Annotated in this window: 20 protein-coding genes and 1 tRNA gene; 9 read left to right on the top strand and 12 right to left on the bottom strand. The window is 59.5% G+C overall.

The genetic code is table 11. The features are described 5' to 3' along the window. Positions 1 to 20: 20 nt before the first annotated feature. From ACO08A_RS24150 to tig, 5 genes are all read right to left on the bottom strand, one after another. On the bottom strand, positions 21 to 296 hold the full coding sequence (locus tag ACO08A_RS24150) for an HU family DNA-binding protein (RefSeq protein WP_306143749.1): 276 nt from the start codon (positions 294 to 296) through the stop codon (positions 21 to 23). A 187-nt stretch (positions 297 to 483) separates the two neighbouring features. Beyond that, positions 484 to 2,913, bottom strand: coding sequence for an endopeptidase La (gene lon / locus ACO08A_RS24145; protein WP_421983207.1), 2,430 nt, complete (start codon positions 2,911 to 2,913; stop codon positions 484 to 486). A 330-nt stretch (positions 2,914 to 3,243) separates the two neighbouring features. Next, positions 3,244 to 4,509, bottom strand: a complete 1,266-nt coding sequence (gene clpX, locus ACO08A_RS24140; protein ID WP_306143751.1) for an ATP-dependent Clp protease ATP-binding subunit ClpX — start codon at positions 4,507 to 4,509, stop codon at positions 3,244 to 3,246. 235 nt (positions 4,510 to 4,744) lie between these two features. Next, positions 4,745 to 5,380: an ATP-dependent Clp protease proteolytic subunit gene (locus ACO08A_RS24135; RefSeq protein ID WP_421983208.1), complete on the bottom strand. Its 636-nt coding sequence runs from the start codon at positions 5,378 to 5,380 to the stop codon at positions 4,745 to 4,747. 199 nt (positions 5,381 to 5,579) lie between these two features. Next, positions 5,580 to 6,929: a trigger factor gene (tig, locus tag ACO08A_RS24130; protein ID WP_422038434.1), complete on the bottom strand. Its 1,350-nt coding sequence runs from the start codon at positions 6,927 to 6,929 to the stop codon at positions 5,580 to 5,582. Between the two features lie 632 nt (positions 6,930 to 7,561). Here tig and ACO08A_RS24125 point away from each other — a divergent pair. Then, positions 7,562 to 8,560: an aldo/keto reductase gene (locus ACO08A_RS24125; protein ID WP_422038433.1), complete on the top strand. Its 999-nt coding sequence runs from the start codon at positions 7,562 to 7,564 to the stop codon at positions 8,558 to 8,560. 69 nt (positions 8,561 to 8,629) lie between these two features. Here the strand turns inward: ACO08A_RS24125 and ACO08A_RS24120 are convergent. Together ACO08A_RS24120 and ACO08A_RS24115 are read right to left on the bottom strand one after the other, a co-directional pair. Next, positions 8,630 to 8,714: transfer RNA gene (locus tag ACO08A_RS24120), tRNA-Leu, on the bottom strand. A gap of 82 nt (positions 8,715 to 8,796) precedes the next feature. Beyond that, complete coding sequence (locus ACO08A_RS24115; RefSeq protein WP_422038432.1) at positions 8,797 to 10,350, bottom strand: NAD(P)H-hydrate dehydratase; 1,554 nt, start codon at positions 10,348 to 10,350, stop codon at positions 8,797 to 8,799. A gap of 52 nt (positions 10,351 to 10,402) precedes the next feature. Here ACO08A_RS24115 and ACO08A_RS24110 point away from each other — a divergent pair, with 52 nt between their 5' ends. From ACO08A_RS24110 to glnA, 3 genes are all read left to right on the top strand, one after another. Further along, positions 10,403 to 10,693: a hypothetical protein gene (locus ACO08A_RS24110; RefSeq protein ID WP_422038431.1), complete on the top strand. Its 291-nt coding sequence runs from the start codon at positions 10,403 to 10,405 to the stop codon at positions 10,691 to 10,693. Positions 10,694 to 10,714: 21 nt separating this feature from the next. Further along, positions 10,715 to 11,053 (top strand): P-II family nitrogen regulator, encoded by a 339-nt coding sequence (locus ACO08A_RS24105; protein WP_006934743.1) that lies wholly within the window; start codon positions 10,715 to 10,717, stop codon positions 11,051 to 11,053. A 124-nt stretch (positions 11,054 to 11,177) separates the two neighbouring features. After that, positions 11,178 to 12,587, top strand: a complete 1,410-nt coding sequence (gene glnA, locus ACO08A_RS24100; RefSeq protein WP_421983214.1) for a type I glutamate--ammonia ligase — start codon at positions 11,178 to 11,180, stop codon at positions 12,585 to 12,587. Positions 12,588 to 12,645: 58 nt separating this feature from the next. On the opposite strand, the gene ACO08A_RS24095 is transcribed toward glnA, so the two are convergent. Continuing rightward, positions 12,646 to 13,692: a P1 family peptidase gene (locus ACO08A_RS24095; protein ID WP_422038430.1), complete on the bottom strand. Its 1,047-nt coding sequence runs from the start codon at positions 13,690 to 13,692 to the stop codon at positions 12,646 to 12,648. Positions 13,693 to 13,916: 224 nt separating this feature from the next. After that, on the bottom strand, positions 13,917 to 14,186 hold the full coding sequence (locus tag ACO08A_RS24090) for a tyrosyl-tRNA synthetase (RefSeq protein ID WP_422038428.1): 270 nt from the start codon (positions 14,184 to 14,186) through the stop codon (positions 13,917 to 13,919). 166 nt (positions 14,187 to 14,352) lie between these two features. On the opposite strand from ACO08A_RS24090, the gene ACO08A_RS24085 reads away from it, so the two are divergent. Next, positions 14,353 to 14,571, top strand: a complete 219-nt coding sequence (locus ACO08A_RS24085; protein WP_422038427.1) for a hypothetical protein — start codon at positions 14,353 to 14,355, stop codon at positions 14,569 to 14,571. A gap of 234 nt (positions 14,572 to 14,805) precedes the next feature. After that, positions 14,806 to 16,059, top strand: a complete 1,254-nt coding sequence (gene tyrS, locus ACO08A_RS24080) for a tyrosine--tRNA ligase (RefSeq protein ID WP_422038426.1) — start codon at positions 14,806 to 14,808, stop codon at positions 16,057 to 16,059. 42 nt (positions 16,060 to 16,101) lie between these two features. On the opposite strand, the gene ACO08A_RS24075 is transcribed toward tyrS, so the two are convergent. Beyond that, a complete protein-coding gene (locus ACO08A_RS24075; RefSeq protein ID WP_422038425.1) occupies positions 16,102 to 19,359 on the bottom strand; it encodes an AsmA-like C-terminal domain-containing protein in 3,258 nt (1,085 codons plus the stop codon). Positions 19,360 to 19,586: 227 nt separating this feature from the next. Between ACO08A_RS24075 and bcp the strand changes: the two genes are divergently transcribed. The 3 genes from bcp (at position 19,587) to ACO08A_RS24060 (ending at position 22,369) form a co-directional block, all read left to right on the top strand. Further along, complete coding sequence (bcp, locus tag ACO08A_RS24070; protein WP_422038424.1) at positions 19,587 to 20,054, top strand: thioredoxin-dependent thiol peroxidase; 468 nt, start codon at positions 19,587 to 19,589, stop codon at positions 20,052 to 20,054. 38 nt (positions 20,055 to 20,092) lie between these two features. Continuing rightward, positions 20,093 to 20,929, top strand: a complete 837-nt coding sequence (locus ACO08A_RS24065; protein ID WP_422038423.1) for a ferritin-like domain-containing protein — start codon at positions 20,093 to 20,095, stop codon at positions 20,927 to 20,929. Between the two features lie 135 nt (positions 20,930 to 21,064). Beyond that, positions 21,065 to 22,369 carry a M23 family metallopeptidase gene (locus ACO08A_RS24060; protein WP_422038422.1) on the top strand — a complete coding sequence of 435 codons (1,305 nt, stop codon included), beginning with the start codon at positions 21,065 to 21,067 and terminating at the stop codon, positions 22,367 to 22,369. Between the two features lie 46 nt (positions 22,370 to 22,415). Here ACO08A_RS24060 and prfB read toward each other — a convergent pair. Both prfB and ACO08A_RS24050 read right to left on the bottom strand, forming a co-directional pair. Further along, positions 22,416 to 23,547 (bottom strand): peptide chain release factor 2 gene (prfB, locus tag ACO08A_RS24055; RefSeq protein WP_422038421.1). Its coding sequence is split into 2 segments (ribosomal slippage): positions 22,416 to 23,477 and positions 23,479 to 23,547, totalling 1,131 coding nucleotides; the frame shifts between segments, so codons are not numbered across the junction. A 151-nt stretch (positions 23,548 to 23,698) separates the two neighbouring features. After that, positions 23,699 to 26,143 carry a penicillin-binding protein 1A gene (locus ACO08A_RS24050; protein WP_422041800.1) on the bottom strand — a complete coding sequence of 815 codons (2,445 nt, stop codon included), beginning with the start codon at positions 26,141 to 26,143 and terminating at the stop codon, positions 23,699 to 23,701. Positions 26,144 to 26,263: the final 120 nt, after the last annotated feature.

Here is a 26,263-nt window from a genome sequence, read left to right as displayed (position 1 = left end):
ACAGTCTTGCGCGTATGAACTTATGCGTTCACGGCGTCTTTCAGGCCCTTGCCGGCCTTGAACTTCGGCGTCTTGGAAGCCGGGATCTGGATCGTTTCGCCAGTCCGCGGATTGCGGCCTTCCGTTGCAGCCCGTGCGGATACGGTGAAGTTGCCGAAACCGATGATGCGTACTTCGTCGCCGCTTTTCAGCGTTTCCGTGACAGCTTCAAAAGTTGCGTCAACTGCTTCGCCCGCCTGCGCCTTGGTGAGGCCGGTCTTTTCTGCAACAGCTGCGACCAGATCGTTCTTATTCATAGCAGATACCTTTCTAAGAAACGGCAGAGTGCCGACGATTCCTGTCAGCGCCGTTGCGCGAAATTCGGGCGAATTGAGACGAAACGCAAGTGGTTTTTTCGCAGAAAACCGCCATTTCTACCGATTATTCAAAAGAAAAGCCCCGGAATCTCCGGGGCTCCTCGTTTTGTGCGGTGCAAATCGGCTTTTAGTGCGCCAAAACGCCCGACTTGTCCTTGTCCGATTCACTCGCCTTGGCGGCGGCTTCGGCGGCACTTTCATCCCACTCGATAGGCTCCGGAAGACGCACGAGCGCGTTCTTCAGAACCTCTTCCATGCCGGAGACCGGGATGATTTCGAGCGAGTTCTTGACCGAGTCCGGAATGTCCGCGAGGTCTTTCGCATTGTCTTCCGGGATCATCACGAGCTTGATCCCGCCGCGCAGCGCAGCCAGGAGTTTCTCCTTCAGCCCGCCGATCGGCAGCACCCTGCCGCGAAGCGTGATCTCACCGGTCATGGCCACATCGCGGCGCACGGGAATCCCGGTCATGGTCGAAATGACAGCCGTAGCCATGGCGATGCCCGCAGACGGCCCGTCCTTCGGCGTCGCTCCTTCCGGAACGTGCACGTGGATGTCCTTCTTGTCGAAATTCGGCGGTTCGATGCCGAAGTCGACAGCACGCGAGCGGACATAGGACGCTGCCGCGGAGATGGACTCCTTCATGACGTCTTTCAGGTTCCCGGTGACGGTCATCTTGCCCTTGCCGGGCATCATCACCCCTTCAATCGTCAGGAGTTCACCGCCGACTTCGGTCCAGGCAAGACCGGTGACGACACCGACCTGGTCTTCCAGCTCCGCTTCACCATAGCGGTACCGCGGAACACCAAGGTAGTCCTCGACCACCTCCGTCGTTACCGTGATGCTGTCCTTGTCGCTCATCAGGATGTCCTTGACCGCCTTACGGGCCAGGGTCGCCATCTCGCGCTCAAGGTTACGAACACCGGCTTCGCGGGTGTAGCGGCGCACGACAAACTGCAGCGCGTCGTCTTCAATCGCGAATTCGCCGTCCCGCAGGCCATGATCCTTTTCGGCCTTCGGAATGAGGTGACGGCGGCAGATTTCGACTTTCTCTTCCTCGGTGTACCCCGCGATCCGGATGATCTCCATCCGGTCCATCAGAGGCCCTGGAATGTTGAGCGTGTTCGCCGTCGTCACGAACATCACGTCGGACAGGTCGTACTCGACCTCCAGGTAATGGTCCATGAAGGACGAGTTCTGTTCCGGATCGAGAACCTCCAGCAGCGCCGAAGACGGATCACCGCGGAAATCCATGCCCATCTTGTCGATCTCGTCGAGCAGGAACAGCGGGTTGGATTTCTTCGCCTTTTTCATCGACTGGATGACCTTGCCGGGCATCGACCCGATATAGGTGCGGCGGTGTCCCCGGATCTCCGCTTCGTCACGCACGCCGCCAAGAGACATGCGCACGAACTCGCGGCCGGTCGCCTTCGCGATGGACTTTCCAAGCGAGGTTTTACCGACGCCGGGAGGTCCGACAAGGCAGAGAATCGGCCCACGAAGCTTGTTGGCCCGGCTTTGAACCGCGAGATACTCGACGATCCGCTCCTTGACCTTGTCCAGACCGTAGTGATCGGTGTCCAGAACCTTCTCGGCAAGCGCAAGATCGTGCTTGACCTTGGATTTCTTGTTCCACGGAATGCCGATCAGCCAGTCCAGATAATTGCGGACAACCGTTGCTTCCGCAGACATCGGGCTCATCTGCTTGAGCTTCTTGATTTCCGCAGCCGCACGCTCGCGCGCTTCCTTGGTCAGCTTGGTCTTCTTGATCTTTTCTTCGAGTTCGGCGACCTCGTCGCGGCCATCCTCGCTGTCGCCGAGTTCCTTCTGAATGGCCTTCATCTGCTCATTCAGATAGTACTCGCGCTGGGTTTTCTCCATCTGGCGCTTGACGCGCGAACGGATCCGTTTTTCGACCTGGAGGACGGAAATCTCGCTCTCCATCATGCCGAGAACACGCTCAAGACGCTCGGCAACCGACACCACCCCGAGAATTTCCTGCTTCTCGGGAATCTTGATCGCAAGGTGCGAGGCAATCGTGTCGGCGAGTTTCGAGTAATCGTCGATCTGGTTGACGGCGCCCAGAACCTCCGGCGAAACCTTCTTGTTCAGCTTCACGTAGTTCTCGAATTCCGAGACCACGGAGCGCGCAAGGGCTTCAACCTCGATGTTCTCGCCATCGCGTTCGGGCAGCACCGTAGCCGACGCTTCGAAATAGTCCGTGCGGTCGGTGTACTCACCGATCTGCGCACGTGCGCCGCCTTCGACAAGCACCTTCACTGTGTTGTCTGGCAATTTCAGGAGCTGCAGCACGGTGGCGAGCGTACCGACGTCGTAGATCTGGTCCGAATTCGGATCATCATCAGCCGCATTTTTCTGGGTAGCCAGAAGAATGTGCTTGTCGGTCGTCATAACCTCTTCGAGCGCCTTGATCGATTTTTCACGACCAACGAAGAGCGGAACGATCATGTGCGGAAACACGACAATGTCGCGCAGTGGCAGAACGGGATAGACAGCGGTGCTGTCTGCGTCGGTGGCGCGGATTTCTGCGTCGCTCATTTTTTTTCCTTTCTCAGCGTGTCCCGGCCCCATTCAAGAAAGCAACCGAAACACTGAAAAACGGCTTTCGGAGAAGTTTCCGACTGGCCGAACCGCAGCACCCCTAGCGAGCGTCCTGCAATTCGCACGAGCCGTCGTCAGTCCTATTAGGTGGACACCAGCACTCCTGGTGTCAAGGCAGGTTTTGTTCCCAAATTGGTCTAGTCTGTTGACGACTCACACATCCGGTGGAAAACGCTGCGGTTGTGCGGAAACAATGGACAAAAAACAAAATGCCGCCCTGTGCGAGCGGCATTTCGTGATCGTTTGACGGAAAGACAAGACCCGTCGTCAGGCACTCGTTGCCGACGTTTCTTCGCGATCCTCGTAGATATAGAGCGGTCGTGCCTCGCCTTTGACGACTTCCGGCGAAATCACCACTTCCTTGACACCCTTGAGACCAGGCAGCTCGTACATCGTGTCCAGCAGGATGGATTCAAGGATGGACCGCAACCCGCGTGCGCCCGTCTTGCGCTCGATCGCCTTGCGCGCGATCGCCTTCAGCGCTTCATCGTGGAACGCGAGTTCGACCTGTTCCATCTCGAACAGCCGCTGATACTGCTTCACGAGCGCATTCTTCGGCTCGGTCAGGATCGTCACCAGGGCATCTTCGTCGAGATCCTCAAGCGTCGCGATCACCGGAAGGCGGCCGACGAATTCCGGAATGAGACCGAACTTCAACAGGTCTTCCGGCTCCAGTTCCGCGAACAGTTCGCCGATGCGCCGGTCTTCCGGTGCTTCGACCCGCGCCTGGAAGCCGATGGACGTCTGCGTTCCGCGATCGGAAATGATCTTGTCGAGACCCGCAAAGGCGCCACCGCAGATGAACAGGATGTTCGTCGTGTCCACCTGAAGGAATTCCTGCTGCGGATGCTTTCTGCCGCCCTGCGGCGGAACGGAGGCAACCGTCCCTTCCATGATCTTCAGGAGGGCCTGCTGCACGCCTTCACCGGAGACATCACGCGTGATCGACGGATTGTCGGCCTTGCGGCTGATCTTGTCGACTTCGTCGATGTAAACGATGCCGCGCTGCGCGCGCTCGACATTGTAGTCCGCTGACTGGAGCAGCTTCAGGATGATGTTCTCGACATCTTCGCCGACATAGCCGGCTTCCGTCAGCGTGGTCGCGTCGGCCATCGTGAAGGGCACATCCAGGATGCGTGCAAGTGTCTGCGCCAGAAGCGTCTTGCCGCAACCGGTCGGACCGACGAGCAGGATGTTGGACTTTGCCAGTTCAACATCATTGTTCTTCGACGCGTGGTTCAGACGTTTGTAGTGGTTGTGAACGGCGACCGACAGGACCTTTTTCGCACTGCCCTGTCCGATGACGTAATCATCCAGAACATCGCGTATTTCCTGAGGGGTCGGGATACCGTCCCGTGACTTCACCAGCGAGGACTTGTTCTCCTCGCGGATGATATCCATGCACAGCTCGACACATTCATCGCAAATGAAAACAGTCGGGCCGGCGATCAGCTTGCGAACCTCGTGCTGGCTTTTGCCGCAGAAGGAGCAGTAGAGCGTATTCTTGGAATCGCTGCCGCTGGCCTTTGTCATGTAGTCAACCTCGCGTTTGTGGGGCTTGTCCCCTTATCGTTCCCGTCACGGCCAAATTGTGGCGGAACCGTTCTGAAGCCGCCCAGGGGGCGATGCTTCGCAATATTAAGTCATCATGCTTCACCAATAAAAATCAATATAGGTTTAAGGTGAAGATGAAAACCCGGCATTAATCTGCCGAAGTGCGATCTTTCGGAAGGATTCTGCATCCTTCCTTAAGATCGTTTTAGCGACGTCAGCTTTCCGCTTCACCGCCGAGGGTGGTGCGATCGCTGATCACATTGTCTACGATACCGAATTCCTTGGCCTTTTCGGCGGTCATGAAGTTGTCGCGCTCGAGCGCTTCTTCAACCTGATCAAGGCTCTGCCCGGTATGCTTCACATAGATTTCATTCAGCCGGCGCTTCATTGCCAGGATTTCCTGTGCATGAAGCATGATGTCGGCCGCCTGTCCTCTGAACCCGCCGGAAGGCTGATGCACCATCACGCGCGCGTTGGGCAGGATGAATCGCATGTCCTTCTGGCCGGCAGCCAAAAGAAGCGATCCCATCGAGGCCGCCTGTCCGATGCACAGCGTCGAAACGGCCGGACGGATGAACTGCATCGTGTCGTAGATCGCAAGACCGGAGGTGACCAGGCCCCCCGGCGAATTGATATAGATTGCGATTTCTTTGCTCGGGTTATCGGCTTCCAGATAGAGAAGCTGCGCGCTGACGAGGGTTGCCATGTGATCCTCGACCGGGCCGGTGAGGAAAATGATGCGCTCCTTCAGCAGGCGCGAAAAGATATCGAAGGCCCTCTCGCCGCGATTCGTCTGCTCGACGACCATCGGCACGAGAGTGTTCATGTAGATATCGACAGGATCCTTCATACCTCATCCATATGCTTGAGATGATGTCCGGTGACGCCGGACTGGACACAGGCCCTTGAAGCGCATCGATCAGGGGCCCGACTCGAAAAAAGCGACATCCCGTATATATGGGATGTCGCCCTTAACGCAAATTCATGGCAGATGCGACATGAAGGCAAGGTTAAGGCCTTGGCCGCATCTGGGGATATCAGGCCTGAATTCAGGCGTCGTCTTCGTCTTCCGCGACCAGCTTTTCAAGCTCTTCCTTGGTGACCGTCTTGTCGGTGACCTTGGCGAGTTCAAGCATGAAATCGACGACTTTTTCCTCGTAGATCGGTGCGCGCAGCGAAGCCAGGGCCTGCTGGTTGTTCTTGTAGTATTCGAACACCTGCTGTTCCTGGCCCGGGAACTGGCGAACGCGATCATAGAGCGCGCGCTGCAATTCCTCGTCGGTGACCTGAATGTCGTTCTTTTCGCCGATTTCGGAAAGAACCAGACCGAGACGCACACGCCGCTCGGCGATCTTGCGGTATTCCGCCTTCGCCTCTTCCTCGGTCGTGTCTTCGTCTTCGAAGGTTTTTTCGTTCCGCTTCATGTCGTCTTCGACCTGACGCCAGACGATCTCGAATTCCGAATCCAGCAATTTCTCGGGAAGTTCGAAGGAATAGTGCTCGTCGAGCTTGTCGAGCAGCTGACGCTTCACGCGCTGGCGGGTCATCTGGCCGAACTGGCCCTCGATCTGGCCGCGAACGATTTCCTTCAGCTTTTCCAGCGATTCGAGACCAAGACCAGTTGCGAATTCGTCGTCGATCTTGACGTCGCCAGGCGCTGCCACTTCCTTTACCTCGACGTCGAATGTCGCCGCCTTGCCGGCGAGATGCGCGGCCGGATAGTCCTCGGGGAAGCTCACTTCAACAACTTTGGTGTCACCCGCCTTGAGGCCGACAAGCTGCTCTTCGAAGCCCGGAATGAACTGGCCGGAACCCAGTACCAGCTGACCGTTTTCATCCGCACCGCCTTCGAAAGGCTCGCCGTCGATCTTGCCCAGGTAGGACATGGTGACCCGGTCGCCGTCTTCCGCCGCGCCTTCCTTGGTATCGAACGGCGTGTTGTTCTTGGCGATGTCGGCAACCTGCGTGTCGACTTCCTCGTCGGCGATTTCGACAACCGGACGCTCGATCTCGAAACCGGCGAAGTCGACGATTTCGAATACCGGCAGCACGTCGTAGCTCATCTTGAACGACAGATCCGCATCGCCGGCCATGATCTTTTCGGCTTCTTCTTCCGGAAGATCGATTTCAGGCGTCAAAGCCGGGCGCTCGGAGCGCTCTTCAACAGCTTTCTGCGTCGTTTCCTGGATGGTGTTCGACAGGATTTCCGCCATGGCCTGGCGGCCATACATCTTCTTCAGGTGCGCGACCGGCACTTTGCCCGGACGGAAACCTTTGATGTTGGCCTTGGACTTCAGGTCCGCCATGTAGTCTTCGAGCTTGGTGGCAAGATCACCAGCCGGAATGTCGATTTTGAGCTCTCGCTTGAGGCCCTCGGAGAGGGTTTCGGTTACCTGCATGGGTTTTTTCGTCCTCGATCCCGAGCGGCAATTCGCTCCGGAGGTTTTGTTTTAAATCCCGTGTGCCGCGCCGCCTGCGCCTTCCTTTTTCCGAAAGCGTTCAAATAGCAGCGCCTCACCCCGAAGCGGACTCCGGGGCGCACGATGGGAGCGCGATAAAGCTTGGGGCTGAAAGTGTCAAGGGCAGACGCCCGAAATTGCCTGCAAATGCCGATGATTCCGGCCCCGCCCGCAAGACGGAACATCGCGTTCCTGCAGGCGAGCAAGCCAGCCGGTTTCACAGATCGCCCTGCGCCAATCAAGGGTTTGACGCGTCCCGTCTTTTGCTTAGGGTCAGGACTCACTAATTTGGTTGAATTGGCGCAGCAAACGGCGATGAGCTTCAAGGAAAAGCGCGACAAGCGGGCTTCCTGCCCGGTTGAGCGGTTTGACGGTGCAGATCGAAGCCGTTTTTGCGTCCCTAAGGGATAGGATGAATTTGCCCGGCAACGTCGTTGCAAATCTTTGGAAACCGGACGGTTTCCTGCAGCTTTGCGCCTCGTATTCGAACAAATTCATCCCTACCAATTCAACCAAAAGAATGGGTCCTGACCCTCGACACCATCTGGTTATTCAAAAACATAGAGGTAGAAATGGAACGACGCAGACTGGGTGCAAACGGGCCGGAAATCAGCGCGATCGGGTATGGCGCAATGTCTTTCTCCGACATGTACGGCGCCACGAACGAGGCGGCAAGCCACGCGGTCCTCGACGCCTGCCGCGATCTCGGCGTGACCCATCTGGACACTGCCAACATTTATGGCATGGGCAAATCGGAAAACGCCATCGGGACTTACCTGAAGACCAATCCGAGCGCCCGGCACGAGTTCATCATCGCCACCAAGGCAACGATCACCAAGGACGCAGACGGCAACCGGGCCTTTGACAACTCGGCGGAACACCTCGAAGCGGAACTTGAGAAATCCCTGCAGCGGCTGGGTGTGGACTGCGTGGACCTGTTCTACGCGCATCGCCGAGACACCCGCTTCACACCTGAAGAAACGGCGGCCAATCTCGGCAGGCTGGTCGAAAAGGGCATGACACGGGCGATCGGGCTGTCCGAAGTGTCCCCGTCCACACTCCGTCGCGCCATGACGGCACATCCCGTGGCCGCCGTTCAGTCGGAATACTCGCTGTCGACGCGCGCTCCGGAACTCGGATTGGTTCAGGCCTGTGCGGAACTCGGCGTCGCCATGGTCGCCTTCTCGCCGGTCGGGCGGTCTTTGCTGACCGACAACCCGATCCCGGCGGACCGGATCCGGGACATCCCCTTCCTTGCCGGCAACCCCCGCTTCATGGAGCCCAACCTGTCTGAAAACCTGCGCATCATGCAGGGGTTCCGCAAGCTCGCGGCCCGGATGGGGACAACGGCGGCGGGTCTGGCCAATGCCTGGCTCCTGGCGCGCGGTCCCCATGTCATCCCGATCCCCGGCACCCGCTCGGTCGACCACCTGCGCGAATGCATTTCGGGGGCTTCGCTAAAGCTCACCGAAACGGATCTTGAGCAGATCGAAACCGCCCTTCCCGTCGGCTGGGCCCATGGTGACCGGTATTCCGAACAGCAGTGGATCGGGCCGGAGCGGTATTGCTGAAGATGACCGGTGCCCGCGGCAATGCCCGACAGAACAATCGTATATGAAGGGAAGGCAAAAGTTTGAAGTTGGTGCGGATGGAGGGACTTGAACCCCCACGCCTTGCGGCACCAGAACCTAAATCTGGCGTGTCTGCCAATTTCACCACATCCGCATCGCAACAGGCCGGAGGCCCTGCGCTCAAGGCGGGGCCTCTATAGCACCGCAGGTTTTTCCGTCAAAGGAAAAAGATGTCTTCACGAGGCCATGCCGCGGCGCTTGTCCACAAGCGCCGCGATGGCGGGACGCAGTGCGGGTCCGAGATCTTCCGCGATGAGCCCCGGGCCCGCTCGCGATCCTGCCTCCCCGTGCAGCCAGACCGCCTGGCAGGCGGCTTCAAACGCCGGTACGCCCTGTGCGAGCAGACCTGTGACAACACCGGCGAGGACGTCGCCGGACCCCGCTGTTGCCAGCCAGGGCGGCGCGTTTGAATTGATCGCAGCGCGTCCGTCCGGCGATGCGATCACGGTATCCGGCCCTTTCAGCACGATGATGGTACCCGACAGGGTTGCGGCTTGCCTCGCGCGCTCAAGCCTGTCTCCCGTGATGTCCGGAAACAGGCGCGAAAACTCGCCTTCATGCGGTGTCAGAACAACTGGAACCGGGGCCTTGTTTGTCTGATTGAACAGGGTGCCCGGATCGACGGCAAAGCTGGTCAGCGCGTCGGCATCCAGCACAAGGGCGCGTCCGGCATTCAAAAGCTCCGCGACAACCTCCCGCGTGTGCGCGCCGACACCGAAGCCCGGCCCGACAAGAAGGGCGTTCAGTCGCGCATCGGCCAGAAAGTCCCTGATCGCATCGCCGTCACCAATCTTTTTCAGCAGCACGGCTGTCAGGTGGCAGGCGTTGACCATCATCGCATCGGGCGGCGATGCCAGTGTCACCAGGCCCGCCCCGGCACTGAGCGCGGCACCGGCCGACAACCGCGCCGCGCCTGTCGCGGACATCGGTCCGCTGAAAACCACGGCGTGCCCCCTGGAATACTTGTGCCCGCCCGCGGAAGGCATGGGCCAGGCGTCCAGCCAGAGGCCGGGACCGTTTTCGAATGTCTTCGGACCGATGTCTTTCAGTGTCTCCGGATCGATGCCGATATCGGCAACGTTTGTCGGGCCGCACAGGGACCTGCCCGGAAAGAGCAGGTGCCCGGGCTTTTTCCGGAAAAACGTGACGGTCGCACGCGACTTGATCGCGTCACCGAGGACTTCACCGGTGGCACCGCTCAAGCCGGAGGGAAGATCAACCGCGACCACGGGCACGCCGGACTGGTTGATCCTGCCGACAAGATCGAGAACGGGTCCAGAAAGCGGACGGTCCAAACCAGCCCCGAACAGCGCATCGACGACCAGATCTGCGGATCGCAGGTCTTCCAGGAAACCGTCTGATAGGCGGTCTCCGGTTGAGAGGTACGAAATCGAGCCGCGCATATCTGAATTCATGCGCTCGAATGCCTCAAGCGCATCGCCCTTGAGCGTCTCCGGCGGCTTCAGCAGATAAAGACTGACGGAGTAGCCCGACATGTTGAGGCAACGCGCTGCGATGAAACCGTCGCCCCCGTTATTGCCCGGCCCGCACAGCACCAGCACCCTAGCCCCGGCAGACACTTGATCCGATGCCGTCCTGGCAACGGCCTGCCCTGCCCGCTCCATCAGTATGATCCCGGGTACACCACCCTCAATCGTCCGCCTGTCGGCAAGGCCCATCTCGTCCGGCGTAAGCAGAACGGCAGTCGCTTCTCCACTTTCTGATGTCATGACAAACGCACTCTCCTCGCCGGAAGCGGCCTGACGGCCAGGATGTCTTTTTATGGAATTTCATCCAGGCAATGACAAGCGGGCCACCAAACTGCATATGTTTTCATCACATCGCCTATGTTTTAATCATTTTTTTGCTGACGCACACAGGCATCCACGCTTTCGGGATGCCGAATTGCCACTTTTGTTGGCTGTTTTCCCGGACTTCCAAATTAGCGCGAAAAACGCAACCCGGTTGGCACGCATCGTGCTTAGGGACAGCATCGGTTTTCGCCGGTGCACGGGAGCGCTCGCCTTCAAGTCATCGGCCAAAAATGAGCCTGCCGACATGTCCGGCATGTAATTTGGAGAGAGAAACAAGGTGATGAAAAAGATCGAAGCGATCATAAAGCCCTTCAAGCTGGATGAGGTCAAAGAGGCTTTGCAGGAAGTCGGCCTTCAGGGCATCACCGTGACCGAAGCGAAAGGTTTCGGCCGTCAGAAAGGCCACACGGAGCTTTACAGGGGCGCCGAATACGTCGTCGATTTTCTCCCGAAAGTGAAAGTCGAAATCGTCCTTGGTGACGATATGGTCGAAAAAGCGGTTGACGCGATCCGCTCGGCTGCGCAAACAGGGCGCATCGGCGACGGCAAGATCTTCGTTTCGAACATCGAGGAAGCCGTTCGCATCCGTACCGGTGAATCCGGTATCGACGCCATCTGACCCACCCAATTCCGGCAGCCGCCGGTAATCCGAACTCCGGCCTTGTCCAACAGAGAAAAATGGAACCCTCTGAAGGCCCGGACCCAAACCCACCGTTCACAAGATAATCAAAGGGATGGACATAATGACCACTGCCGCTGACGTCCTCAAGGAAATTCAGGAAAAGGACGTGAAATTCGTCGACCTGCGCTTTACCGACCCGCGCGGTAAAATGCAGCACGTTACAATGGACGTTGCACTTGTTGACGAGGACATGTTCGCAGAAGGTGTCGCCTTTGACGGGTCGTCGATTGCCGGCTGGAAGGCCATCAACGAGTCCGACATGATGCTGATCCTCGATCCTGAATCTGCCCATATGGACCCGTTTTTCGCACAGTCCACCATGGCGATTTTCTGCGACATCATCGATCCGATCACCGGCGAAGGCTACAATCGCGATCCGCGCATGACAGCCAAGAAAGCCGAAGCTTATGTCAAGTCCGGCGGTTTCGGTGACACGATCTATGTTGGTCCGGAAGCCGAATTCTTCATGTTCGACGACGTTCGCTTCACGGCTGACCCCTATAACACCGGCTTCATCCTGGACAGTTCCGAACTGCCGTCCAACATGGGTTCCGAGTATGAAACCGGCAACCTCGGCCACCGTCCGCGTACGAAGGGCGGCTACTTCCCGGTCCCGCCGGTCGACAGTGCTCAGGACATCCGCTCCGAAATGCTGTCCGTCATGGGTGAAATGGGCGTTCCGACCGAAAAGCACCACCACGAAGTGGCTGCCGCTCAGCACGAACTCGGCATGAAGTTTGAAAAACTGACCTCTTGTGCCGACAACATGCAGGTTTACAAATACGTTGTTCACCAGGTTGCACACGCTTATGGCAAGACGTCCACGTTCATGCCGAAACCGGTCTTTGGCGACAACGGAACGGGCATGCACTGCCACCTTTCCATTTGGAACGGCGGAGAGCCGGTCTTCGCCGGCAACCAGTACGCTGACCTGTCCGAGACCTGCCTTTACTTCATCGGTGGAATTCTGAAACACGCAAAGGCGCTGAACGCGTTCACCAACCCGTCGACCAACTCCTACAAGCGTCTGGTACCGGGTTACGAAGCACCGGTTCTGCTGGCCTACTCCTCGCGCAACCGGTCCGCGTCCTGCCGCATTCCGTTCACCGCTTCGCCGAAGGCAAAGCGCGTTGAAGTTCGCTTCCCGGATCCGACGGCAAACCCGTATCTCTGCTTCTCCGCTCTGCTGATGGCTGGCCTCGACGGCATCAAGAACAAGATCCATCCGGGCGACGCCATGGACAAGAACCTTTATGATCTGCCTGCCGAAGAGCTGGCCGAAATCCCGACGGTTTGCGGTTCTCTGCGTGAAGCACTTGAATCCGTCGATGCCGACCGCGATTTCCTGAAAGCCGGTGGCGTCTTCGACGACGACCAGATCAACGCTTACATCGAGTTGAAGATGGAAGAAGTCGAGCGTTTCGAAATGACGCCGCACCCGGTCGAGTTCGACATGTACTACTCCGTCTAAGAGCACCTGCTCTTTTGAACGCGAAAACCCCGGCCGCAAGGCCGGGGTTTTTTGTTGTTCACGCCTTGCCGGCGTTCAGCCAGTCCGCCAGCGACGGACGGCTGCGTCCCTTGAAGCCGTGCATTTGAGGGGACGCGATCATCGCGTTCAGAACCGCTTCCTGCGTCGTCTCCGCGGCGGCCTTGAACAGAACGTCAATTCCGTCTTCGCGCAGAACATCGCGTGCGATGAAATCGCCATCGGTGAAATGCGGAATGCGCTGTGCCGTGGAAAACGCCAGCGCAATATCGCCGCTGCCGTTGCCGTAATAGGCACCAAGTCGCCCGAGACCGGCAGCAGCGCGCCGCGCGATCCGCTTCAACTGGCGGCTTTCAAGCGGCACATCGGTGGCAAGAACGATGATCACCGATCCGCGCTCAAGCGTCTGCGCTCCCTCTGACGGGCGGGGCTTGCGCCCGTCGGGAAGCGTGAGGTCACCCGGTTTGCCGAAATTTGCCTGCACCAGGGCTCCGAGCGTGAACTCACCGCGGTCAAACGCGATGACGCGCGACGCAGACCCGATCCCGCCCTTGAACCCGAACGCGCTGATGCCCGTGCCCGCCCCGACACTGCCCTGCTCGAAGTCGCTCGAGGCAGCTTGAAGCGCGGCAAATGCATCCGCTTCGTTCAGCACCATCGCGTTGATGTCGCTCAGATACCCGTCATTGCATTCCATGACGACCGGATTGACCGTGCCGCCGGAGCGGTCGATGTCGGGGTTGATGGAGAGTTCCCGCCGGATCAGCGCGTTGATCCCGGTGCCCACGCCGAACGTGTTGGTCAACAGTATGGGTGTTTCCAGCGTTCCCAGCTCCTCAACCTGGACAAGACCTGCGCTCTTGCCGAACCCGTTGATGACATCCGCCCCGGCCGGCAGTTTTTCCAGAAAGAGATTTCCGGCGTGCGGGAGAATAGCCGTGAACCCGGTCCTGAAATCGCCCTCCTGCAAGGTGTGATGCCCGACCGTCACCCCCGCAACATCGGTAATCAGGTTGGACGGACCCGGCTCAAGGTCGCCGCACTGCAGACCGTGGGCACGCGCTGGAGAAGTTGAATGCGAGGGCATGAGGCAAACCGTTCCATGAGAATCGACTGGATCTCATAGAAGATGATTGTCTGCCTTCGGACAACTGCCGAACGAGTTGGCGGCAAAAACCCGTGCGCAACAGCAGTCCGAAGACGCGTAAAAACCGCCCCCCCGCCGGTATGGAGACATGTCCCGAGAGCCGAAAAACGAAAGGCCTCCGAAATCGGAGGCCATCGTTGATGAGGTCAGGTGACAAGCTGATCTTAGTAGCAGACCTGACGGTATCCGACGACGACATAACGGCCGTAGTAGGGGCTCCAGCGCTGAATCGGCTGGTTGTGGCAGCGTACGGGATGGTAATGACGGCGCTGCGCCTGCGAGGCGATGATGGCGCCGGTCGCCAGACCGATGATGGCACCTGCTGCAACTGCACCTGCACGGTTCTTGGCATGTGCCTCGGTCGGTGCAACGGCAATGGCAGTGGTCGCGATCGTTGCGACGGTGACGGCTGCGATGGCAAATTTGCGAAACATAACGGGTCCTCTCGACTGGTGTTCAACTGTGTCTGCGTCTTGATGTACCCAAGATAGGACCGTCCCTGACACGCCGCTGTGATCACCATCACGCAACGTCACATTCGTATGATTTCGGAAAAATCACGGTATAGTCGGCGTCAGACAGCAGCGCAGGATCGAGCAAATGTGGGTGATACTGGCCGTTTCCATTCAAGTGCTATCGGGCCCGAATGTCTGGCCTGTCCTGGATCAGGGAACCTTCGTCTCGGAGACCGAATGCCGGACGGTGCTCGACGAAGCCGTCCCGCGCACGCTTTCCGAACAGATGCGTATCGCCTGGGAACAAGGCGAGCTCAAATTTGTCTGCATCAAGGCCCGCGAACCCGGATCTGCAGGCAACTGACTTAAGCTGCGTCTGCCCTTTGTGCCTACCTTTCAGCCTTGATATACGTCCAGGTCGGCCGCAGTCACGGCCCCTCAATCCTCGAAATGGCGAGCGCCTGGTACCGGCTTGGCGTTCGAAAGGTGTCCGGCAGAGTTTTTCTGACAGCCGCGATTTACATCTTTCCCTGTGCGCGCTAGAGCACGTCCGCAGAAAAGACATCCCTCAAGACGACAGACGGGTTCGGACGACACCATGAGCGAGTTCAAATCGGATTTCCTGAACGTTCTTTCCGAACGTGGCTTCATTCATCAGATTTCCGATCCACAGGGCCTGGACGAATTGTGCGCAAAGGAAACGGTCACGGCCTATATCGGCTTTGATTGCACCGCTCCCAGCCTGCATGCCGGATCGCTCGTCCCGATCATGATGCTGCACTGGTTCCAGCAGACGGGACACCGGCCCATCGCATTGATGGGCGGCGGCACCACCCGCGTCGGCGACCCGTCGGGCAAGGATGAAAGCCGGAAGATCCTCACCGAGGAGGCGATCGAGGAAAACAAGGCCGGTATCCGGAAGGTTTTCGAGAAGCTACTGCGTTTCGGCGACGGGCCGGGCGATGCCATCATGCTCGACAATGCGGACTGGCTCCTGAAGCTGAACTATGTCGACTTCCTGCGTGACATCGGCCGGCACTTCTCGGTCAACCAGATGATCCAGCGGGACTCGGTGCGCCTGCGCCTGGAACGCGAGCAGCATCTTTCGTTCCTCGAATTCAACTACATGCTTCTGCAGGGCTACGACTATCTGGAGCTCTACCGGCGCACCGGTTGCCGTCTCCAGATGGGCGGTTCGGACCAATGGGGCAACATCCTCTCCGGCACCGATCTCGTCCGCAGGCTCGCGGAGACGGAGGCCTTCGCCCTCACCTCGCCATTGCTGACGACCGCCTCGGGCGCGAAGATGGGCAAGACGGCGGCGGGCGCCGTCTGGCTCAACGAGGAACAGCTCTCGGCCTATGACTACTGGCAATACTGGCGCAACACCGAAGACGCCGATGTCGGCCGTTTCCTGAAACTCTTCACGGTCCTGCCGATGGACGAGATCGCCCGGCTTTCCGCCCTGGAAGGGTCGGAGATCAACGATGCCAAGAAGATCCTGGCCACGGAAGCGACTGCGCTGATCCACGGACGGGACAAGGCCGACGAGGCGGCAGAAACCGCACGCAAGGCATTTGAAGAAGGTCAGTCCGCCGAGGGCCTGCCGACCGTCGAGATTTCCAGAAGCGACCTTGAAGCGGGCATCGGCGTCCTGTCCGCCTTTGTCACGGCCGGTCTGTGCAGTTCCAACGGCGAAGTGCGCAGGAACATCAAGGGCGGCGCAGTGAAAATCAACGACAAGGGCGAGCAGAACGACAAGCGCATGCTGGACATGGCCGATGTCTCCGAAGGCGGCATCGTCAAGCTTTCGCTCGGCAAGAAGAAGCACGTCCTGCTGAAGCCGGTCTGAGCATTCCTGAGGGAACCGGGACAAAAGCCAGGAGATCGATGTTCAGTTCTGCTGGAACTCGAACATCCTGCGGAAAATGCCCGGTGCGATCGCGGAAATCGGATTGACCGAAAGCACGGGGTCGGACACCGACCCCGAAAGGCGGTAGGTCACGCCGATCAGGCCCTCGCCGGAATTGCCGCCGAGTGCGAAGCCGAGGATCGGGATCTTGGCGAAGAAATTGTTCAGCGCATAGATCGGCACGAAGGTCCCGCTCAGATTGAGCGTCTGTTCCTTGAGGTTCACGGTCCCGCTGACCGTACCACCCAGAACGTTGCCCTGAAGCGCCCCGCGCAGGATCGTCATGATGTCGCCGTCGCGGGTGAAGTTGATATCCATCGTATCGAAATTCGCAGACCCGTCCGACGTCCTGGCCGTCACGATCCGCGCATCCGGATCCGGGTTCGACTGCTCCCTGTCCCGGATGCTCCTGATGGCCGGGTCTTCCGTGATCCGCAGGGAACGCACCTTGAAATCTCCTGCCCAGCTGTCCTCGTCCGCCATGGCGACGCTGATGACGCCGCGCCCGCCTTCCATGCGCTCGTAGAAATCGAGAAACTTGAGTGTCGCGCCCGTGTCGTCAAACTGACCGGTGGCAAGCTGGCTTTGACCCTGCTCGACGATCTTGAATTCCAGATCGGAGCCGCCGTTGATTTTCCCGCTCAGGTCCGCCGTCCGGATGCCTTTCGGTCCCGTCTCGACCTTGCCGGAGACCCCTTTTAGTGTCTGTCCGTTGAACCCGGTCACGCTCTGCAGAGACACTGCAATGCGGGCACCTTCGGAGAAATCGCCGGCACCCTGGCTGCCGCCCGGGCTCGTCAGGCTCTGAATGAGGCCGCGCCCGTCGAACACGGAGCCGGAAAAGATGATGTCGTACCGGCCGTTCGCCGCGCGCTGTATCTCAACGTCGGCATTGTCGCCGGGGCGAAGCTTGAACGTCTCGAAGGACGCGGTGACCAGCTCTCCAGCCTTGGAAAGCTGCATCGAACCGGAAATGTTTGCCCCCTCAGACGTGAGCCTGAAGTCGCGGACCATCTGGTTTTCGTCGGTCTCTATCAGTTTGAAGGTCGCGGTTGCGGGCACACCCCTCGCCTTCTCCCAGCCGAGCGCTTCAAGGACGACCGTGCATTTGGTCAGATCGACCGAGAAGTCCTGTCCGTCGCTTCTCCCAGTCACGCTGAGAACCAGGTCGCCGTCGAGAAATGCGGTGAGGTCGATCCCTTTCTGCTTCAACTGGTCCGCGGTGACCGAGACGACGACATCCTGCTTGCCGGCAACGCCGGAACCGCCGAGCGGCACCACCAGATCGATGTCGGCATCGAGGCCGTCGAGAACGCCGTTCCCGGTGATGGCAACCTGTTCGGGCGTTGCATCGATCTCGACATCCGCATTTTCGATCGTGCGGCCCATGATGGGGTTTTCGTCGCTGAAGTCATCGAGTGCTCCGGTGACACGCCATGAGACATCATCAAGGCTGATGCCTTTGGCGAGCGGAAAGCGCGCCACGACATCAATGCTGCCGTCACCGCTCGCACCGCCTGTCTTGAGCCCCGCGCGGTCAATCACATTAAGCGGATTGCTGTTCGCGACGGTTGCGAGTTCACCGATGCCGCCTGCCACCTTCGCCTCGATCTTGGCTGTTTTTCCTTCGCGAAGCGGCAAATTGTAGATCTCGAAAATGCTTTGCGGCACCGTGACATTGCCGCCTTCGGCAGTCTGCGCGACACCGCCGTCCGCGCGCACGGTCAGCACTTCACCTGCCACCTTGAGCGATCCGGTCAGGTCCGACACCTGCGGCAGGTCTCCGAATGGTGTGACTGCGCCGCCGCTGAAGGTTGCATCCATGAGCATGTCGTCGCCGGACCATCCGGCATCCGGGTCCCGGTGGTTGAAGGCGGGCGGCCGGATTGCAGCGCTATAGGTGAAGTCTTCGATCAGCCCCGCCTTGATATTGTCCGCCACCCAGCGGCGCGCGGGCGGAACGAGCGTGATAGGCCACACCTGCTTTGCCGTTGCGATGGGAATGTTCTCACCGGAGGCGGCAATGGCAACGTAGGGGCCCTGATCGGTAATCTCGATGGACGCGACCAGTTGCGCGATCGCCTTTCCGGCTTTCGCAATGAACCGGTCAATGGATATCACCCGGTCGAGCGGATTGAAGCGCGCCCTGATCTTCACACCGTCCAGCATCTGCGGTGCTTCGCGAACGTCTGCCGAGCCGAATTGCGGAAAGTCCGATGTGAGCCTGATGTTCCACTCGTTGGAGCCCGCGTCTCCGGGCTCGACAAGTCCGGAAAAGAAGATCCGCGTGTTGCCCCGGATCACGTGCGACTTGGTGATTTCAATCGCGTTCTGTCCCGCCTTGAACAGCAGCGATAGCGCGGCGTCGTCAAAGGCGACAAGGGTTTTGCCAAGCTGGAACCAGCCGTTCTGTACCCGCGCGACAGCATTTGCGGACAGGAACCTGCCATCGCCGTCAAGCTTCGTCTCGACCTTCGCCGATGCCGGCAGACCAAAGCCCTTGCCGTGCCTGTCCAGGGTCGCCGGACCGAGCAGTTCGGCAAGAGTGATTCCGTTGACGACAATACCGATGGTCTTTTCAGAACCGTCTTCAGGCGCACTGCGCGCCAGTTGCAGCCGCCAGGTGGATACGTTGCCCGATACTTTCGCATTCGCCCGGATGACACGGCGGTCGCTTCGAACGACGTCGGCATCGATCCCGTCAAACAGGCGCGGCTTGGCACCGGTGAGCTCGAACGTGCCATTGCGGATCGAGACGTGCCTCAGGCCACGCCGGGAGAACTGATCGTCCACGACGTCACTCATCCGGTCGACCGCTTCCATGAGCGGACCGATCTCGGGCAGTTTCGCCGGGCCTCCCTTGAGCGCGACCGTCACCCTCGGCTGAACGAGGCGCAGGGACGAAAACCGGAGCTTGCCCCCGAGCAGGGCATCCGGATCAAGCGGAACAACCAGTTTGGGAAAAAGGATCGTGACGGGGGCCGGCCCGTCGATCTCCAGCACCGCCTCTTCCAGGATGAATTCGATGCCGTCCTCGGCAGTGAAATCGACGCTGCCCTGCCTTATGGCGAGCTCCAGTGGTCCGCGCGTGGCCTGGGAGGCCAGAACGCTTCCCAGGAAGGGGATACGGACCGGGCCGGAAGCAAACAGCACCACAAGCCCCGCCGACACGCAAACGAGAAGTCCGAGAGCGGCAAACAAGTAGCGTCTGCGAACGGTCTTTCGCGCCGTTTTGTTCAAGTTTTTGCCGCCAGATCTTCCAAACAAATTCGGTCCATTCTCCTGACTTGCGAAAGCGGACGGGCGCTGCTGCGCTGCGCCGATACAAATACATGTTCTAGCGCGCATTGAACGAGTCGCAACGCGACCTATGATACTTCGAAAGTCGGGACAAAATCGACTGCTGCTTGCGCAGCCGTTTTCCGGTTCCGGCAAGAACGCACAAATTATGACAGAAGGATGACAAGATGCAGGAACTCGCCATCGGAGATACGGCGCCGGACTTCGACCTTGAAGGCGACGGAGGCGGACGGATCGCCTTGAGCGGCCTCAAGGGAAAACCGGTGGTTCTGTATTTCTACCCGAAAGACAACACGCCAGGCTGCACGAAGGAAGCAATTGCCTTTTCGGAACTGATCGGGGAATTCGGAAATCTCGGCATCACGATTGTCGGCGTGTCGCCCGACTCCGCCAAGAAACACGACAATTTTATTGCCAAACACAATCTTGCGGTCCGGCTCGGTGCGGACACCGAAACACACACCGCCGAGGCGTATGGCGTGTGGGTGGAAAAATCCATGTACGGCAAGAAGTACATGGGTGTGGAACGTTCGACCTTTCTGATAGACAAGGAAGGAAAGATCGCCCAGGTCTGGCGAAAGGTGAAAGTGCCCGGTCACGCGGAAGCCGTGCTGGAAGCCGCCAGGGCACTCTGACAACACGCAACGCCAGCGACACTGTAGCCGGGATCACGATGACGCCTGACAAAACGCCGCCCGCACCGCCGACCCTCGTCGCCGGAGCCAGAGCCATCGTGTCTGCTTCGGATGTGGCGGAAAAGGTGAGACTGGCCTATCAGGTGTCGAAAGCCTGGTTCGGCAGAGACCTTGCCCTGGGTTCTCCATCCAAGGACGGGCTCATGCCGGACCGCCCCGGACGGCCAGCCCGGCCCGAGTTGCTGGCACCGCGTGACATGCCCAAGCGGAGCGTCTCCGGAAAGGCCGGCCGTCTTGCCCTGCTTCATTCGCTCGCGCATATCGAATTGAACGCCGTCGACCTCACCTGGGATCTGGTCGGACGCTTCGCACATGTCCGCCTGCCGCGCACCTATTATGACGACTGGGTCCGGGTCGGCCTGGAAGAGGCCAAGCATTTCTCAATGCTGCAGGACAGGCTCGCGAGACTGGATGCCGCCTATGGCGACCTGCCGGCCCATGACGGGCTCTGGCAGGCCGCGCAGGACACGGGACATGACCTTGCCGCGCGGCTGGCCATCATTCCGCTCGTGCTGGAGGCGCGCGGCCTCGATATCACGCCACCGATGATCGAAAAGGCGCGCAAGTCGGGAGATGACGATACGGCGAAGTGCCTGGAAGTCATCTACCGGGATGAAAAGAACCATGTTGCTTTCGGCGCAAAGTGGTTCCGATTCTTGTGCGACAGGCAGGGAATCACCCCGGAACCGGCCTTCCACGCCTTCGTCAGAAAACATTTCCGTGGCAGTTTGAAACCGCCATTTAATGATCGGGCAAGATCCGAAGCAGGGCTAACCCCCGGATTTTACAAGCCTCTCGCCCCAATCACGGGTTAAAAATAGTCCGGTTGCAGACGATTTATTAACCTTACCAAATTCTAATCATCATCAGTTCATTTGCAGAATGCAGACAGTGACTGAGTGATCATGCAACAAAGTCAGAAATCGCAGCGACCTCTAAACGGGCCAAGAATGGCAGCGCATCACGCGTCATTGAACCGGGTCGAGAAGTCCACCACGTATAGCGTGCGCCCCATGCACCTGATTTGCGGGGCACTTGCATGTGTCGCTGTCACGCTGGGTGTCAGCGGATCCGCAGCCTATTACCTGATGCGCAGCGACGTGATGGCGGAGGCGAGTGCCGAACGCACCGAACTCGTGCTCGAATACCAGGACCATATTGACCGGTTGAGAGCCGAAATCGAAAAACTCACCAGCCGCCAGATGGTCGATCGCGAAACCGTCGAAATCCAGGTGATGGACGTGCTGCGCCGTCAGCAGGATCTCAACCAGCGCCATGCGATCGTGGCGGATCTGGTGGCACGCGCTGAAAGCGTCGGCATATACCTCAGCAACGACAAGCCCCTCCCCCCGCCGAAACCGTCACTGGATGCACGCGAGCTTGCGACCATCGGAACCAGCGACAAATCTGCGATCGGTGGCGAGAGCGAGTTGATCGACGAACCGGTCAAGGCGCTCGGACTTCGCGAAACAACGACCAAAAGCGTCGATCCGCTGTCTATCTTGCAGCAAACGGAACCGCAGCCCGAAGCGCGGACGACCGTAAAAAAAAACACTGAAAAACGGGCCGCTCTCGACGCCGTGAAGGCCGACATTTCCGAAATGGATGTCGAGAGCACCGCGGCCGTCGACACGATCACGGTCGCCACTGAAAGCCGGATCGAGGAGATCCTGAGCATCACCAAGTCGATTGCTCCGTCCATCAATGAGGCCCTGCGCGACAACAGTTCGATCGGCGGGCCTTTCACGCCTATTTCGCACAAGACGTTTCCGGAGCGCCTGAGACGGGCCGACAGTGCGCTTGAAACACTGCGCCGCGTGAAATTCGCCGCGCTCAGGCTCCCCGTGAAACGCCCCGTCCGCAACGGCACGATTTCGAGCAACTACGGTCCACGCGTGGATCCGTTCCTGCGCCGTCTCGCCATGCACACGGGAATTGACTTCAAGGCACCGTACGGCGCGCGGGTCTATGCCACGGCGCCTGGCACGATCGTGAGCGCCAAGTGGAACGGCGGTTACGGCAAGATGATCGAAATCAGGCATGCCAACGGATTCGTGACGCGCTATGCGCATCTCAGCCGCATGCAGGTCGCAGAAGGCGACCATGTGCTGGCCGGCGACCTGATCGGCAATATCGGGTCGACAGGCCGGTCAACCGGCCCGCACCTGCACTACGAGATCCGCCGGCATGACAAGCCGCACAATCCCGGTGCCTTCCTGACGGCAGGCAACAAACTGACCGAGCTGTCTCATTAAAAAACGGGGCCTTGCGCCCCGTTTGTCCGCGTTCCGATCGTTCGGATCAGTCGATATCGTCGACTTCCACGGGGTCTCCCCCAAAGACGCGCTGCGCCAATGCGGCCTCCATGAACTTGTCGAGATCCCCGTCCAGTACGTCGCCGGGAGATGTGCTCTCCACTCCGGTGCGCAGGTCCTTCACCAGCTGGTAGGGCTGCAGAACGTAGGAGCGGATCTGGTGTCCCCAGCCGATATCCGTCTTGGACGCAGCTTCGGCATTTGCCGCTTCTTCGCGCTTTTTCAGCTCGGCCTCGTAAAGCCGTGCCTTCAGCATGCCCCAGGCTGTCGCCCTGTTCTTGTGCTGTGATCTTTCCGACTGGCACTGGACGACGATCCCGGTCGGCTGGTGCGTGATCCGCACCGCCGAGTCCGTCGTGTTGACGTGCTGTCCACCGGCACCCGACGCCCGGTAGGTATCGATCCTGCAGTCGCTCTCGTTGACGTCGATCTCGATCGAATCGTCGATCACCGGGTAGACCCAGGCACTTGAGAAACTGGTGTGGCGCCGCGCATTGCTGTCATACGGCGAGATGCGAACAAGCCGGTGGACGCCCGATTCCGTTTTCAGCCAGCCATAGGCGTTCTCGCCCTTGATGAGCAGCGTCGCGGACTTGATGCCGGCTTCCTCGCCATCGCTGTAGGCGGGCACTTCGACCTTGAAACCGTGCTTTTCCGCCCATCTCCGGTACATCCTGAGAAGCATCGACGCCCAGTCCTGGCTTTCCGTGCCGCCGGCACCGGAGTTGATCTCTAGGTAGGCGTCGTTGCCGTCTGCTTCTCCGGACAGCAGCGAGTTGAGCTGCAGCTGGTTGACCTTGTCCTTGAGGCCCCGCAGAGCGTCTTCGGCGTCCTCGATGACGTCCTTGTCGTCTTCCATCTCGCCGAGTTCGATCAGCTCGATGTTGTCCGCAAGGTCCTGTTCCAGGCCCTTGACGCCTGTAATGCCATCGTCGAGTTGCTGGCGTTCGCGCATGAGTTTCTGCGCCTTCGCCGGATCGTTCCAGAGATCGGGATCTTCAGAAAGGGCGTTCAGTTCTTCCAACCGGACAAGAGCCTGATCCCAGTCAAAGATGCCTCCTCAGCAGGCTTATGGCCTGCTTGATTTCATCAACGATCGCTTCCATTTCGGCGCGCATCGGATACCTCGCTGTAGTGTGAGACGGCCCGGTTTTCCTGGACAGGACCGGGCCGTGAATTGGAGCGGGACATTAGCCGCGCAGATAGGCGGTGTAAACCGCCTTTGGGCGCGGATCTGACGTTCGAGAACCTGTCCGGATCCGTCAGGGATCAGTAGAGGCCGCCGGTCCCCACGGTGACCGCTTGCTGCGCCTCCGGCGAAACCGCCGTGGGGACACCGAGCTGGCTCTGGAAATCAATGACCGCGTAGCTGTCATTCGGCGTCATCCCGGGCTTGAACGCTTCCAGGATTGCGCCGGGTGATCCGGGCGCTGCCCGCCCGCCGGTCCGCCGGTTGATGGCGATCAGCTGGAGACCGCGCGGCACGCGGAATTCGACCGGCGGCTTGTCGGCGAGCGCCTTCTTGACGAAGTCCGTGAAGATCGGTGCTGCGACCTGACCGCCCGTGGCGCCGCGTCCCATGGGTTTGGGATTGTCGAAGCCGACGAAAACGCCGACGGCCAGATCCGGCGTGAAGCCCATGAACCAGGCGTCCTTCTCGTCATTTGTTGTTCCGGTCTTGCCGGCAACGGGCCGCTCGACCGCGCGCACGGAAGTGGCGGTGCCGCGCTGGACGACGCCTTCCATCATCGACGTGATCTGATAGGCCGTCATGGGATCAAGAACCTGCTCCCGGTCATCGATCAGGATCGGCTCCTGCTGGCCTTCCCAGGCGTTCTGCGTGCAACCGTCGCAAATCCGGCTGTCATGCTTGTAGATCGTGCGACCATACCGGTCCTGGATCCTGTCGATCAGGGTCGGGCGGACCTTTCGCCCGCCATTCGCGATCGTCGCATAGGCGGTCGTCATCCTCAGGACCGTTGTTTCCCCTGCCCCCAGCGACATGGACAGGACCGGCAGCATGTTGTCATAGATCCCGAACCGCTTGGAATACTCGGCAACCAGGGGCATGCCCATGTCCTGGGCGAGACGGACCGTCATCACGTTCCTGGAGAGTTCGATCCCGGTCCGAAGCGTGGAGGGCCCGTAGAATTTGCCGCCATAGTTCTGCGGCCGCCATGTCCCGAGACCCGGCCCCTGGCTGATTTCGAGCGGCGCGTCCATGATCACGGACGACGGCGTGTAACCGTTGTCCAGTGCTGCCGCATAAAGGAACGGCTTGAACGACGATCCCGGTTGACGGTAGGCCTGGGTTGCGCGGTTGAACTCGCTCTGCGCAAAGCTGAACCCGCCGACCAGTGCGAGAACGCGGCCGGTATAGGGATCCATCGCGACCAGCGCGCCGGACACCTTGGGGATCTGCCTGAGTTCATACGTGCCAGGCGCTACCTGGCTCTCCTGCACGTAAACGACGTCGCCCGGTGCGAGCACGTCGGATACGGAGCCCGGCGCCCGTCCGTTGACGCGGGCCCACTTCATCGTCTCCAGGAACAGCGGACCGCTTTTGCGGTCTTTCGAAAGCTTGCCGCTCACCAGCTTGTCCGGCTGCACACCGACGGTCGCCTGTTCGCCGCCGCTTTCCAGGACCACGGCAAGCGTCCACTCGGGGATGTCGCTGAGGCCTTCGATCTTGCCCAGATCCACGCCCCAATCCGCACCGAGCGCGATCCGGTCAATGGGCCCGTTCCAGCTGCCGCGCTTGCGGTCGAAATCGATCAGCCCGTCCATCAGCGACTTGCGGGCCATTGTCTGCAATTCGGGATCCAGCGTGGAGCGAACGGAAAGACCACCTTCATAAAGTCGGGTGGTTCCGAAAATTTCGGCAACTTCCCTGCGCACTTCTTCCGTAAAGTACTCGGCGGCAAACAGCCGGGAGCCGGATTTCCGCGGCTTGACGTCGATCGGCTTCTTTTTCGCCTCTTCGCCCTCTTCGAACGTCACATACCCGTCCGCGACCATGCGGTCGAGAACATAGTTGCGGCGCGCGATCGCGCGGTCCGTGTGCCGGAAGGGATGATAGTTGTTGGGGGCTTTCAGGAGCGCCGCCATGTAGGCGACTTCATCGAGTTCCAGTTCGTGAACCGACTTGTCGTAGTAAATCAGCGCGGCAGCGGCAATCCCGTAAGCTCCCAGGCCGAAGAAGTTCTCGTTGAGATACAGTTCGAGAATTTCGTCTTTGGTGTAGGCCTGCTCGATTCGCAGCGAAAGGATGGCTTCCTTGATCTTGCGGACGATGGACAGATCGTTTGTCAGCAGGAAGTTCTTGGCGACCTGCTGCGTGATCGTCGACGCCCCCTCCGGACGCCGTCCCGAGCCGTAATTCTGCACGAACCGGACGGCCGCGCGGGCAATGCCCTCCGGGTCGACGCCGATATGCGAATAGAAATTCTTGTCTTCCGCGGCAATGAACGCCTGCTTCACACGATCCGGCATCGCCTGTATCGGCAGAAACATGCGCCGCTCGGTCGCATACTCGGCCATGAGACTGCCATCGGCGGCGTGAACGCGCGTCATGACGGGCGGCTCGTAGTTCTTCAACGCCGTGTAGTCCGGAATGTCCTCGTCGAGGTGCTGCAGATACATCCACACACCCGCCGCGATCAGGAGCGCGAGCGCGGCTCCGATGCCGAAAAGATAGCCAAAAAATTTAATCAAGAATTTCATACTGCGGGCTCGTCTTTCCCCGTCATTGCTGCTTGTCGCTTTCTAGCACGGAAACTCTAACACGGCACTCTCGGGCGCAGATTGTCACAATTACCTGACTGTTACCTCTTG

This window comes from Roseibium sp. (genome assembly GCF_965232425.1).
Lineage (GTDB): Bacteria > Pseudomonadota > Alphaproteobacteria > Rhizobiales > Stappiaceae > Roseibium.
Note: the sequence above shows the minus strand (reverse complement) of the source record. Positions and strands in the feature narration are given on the sequence as shown.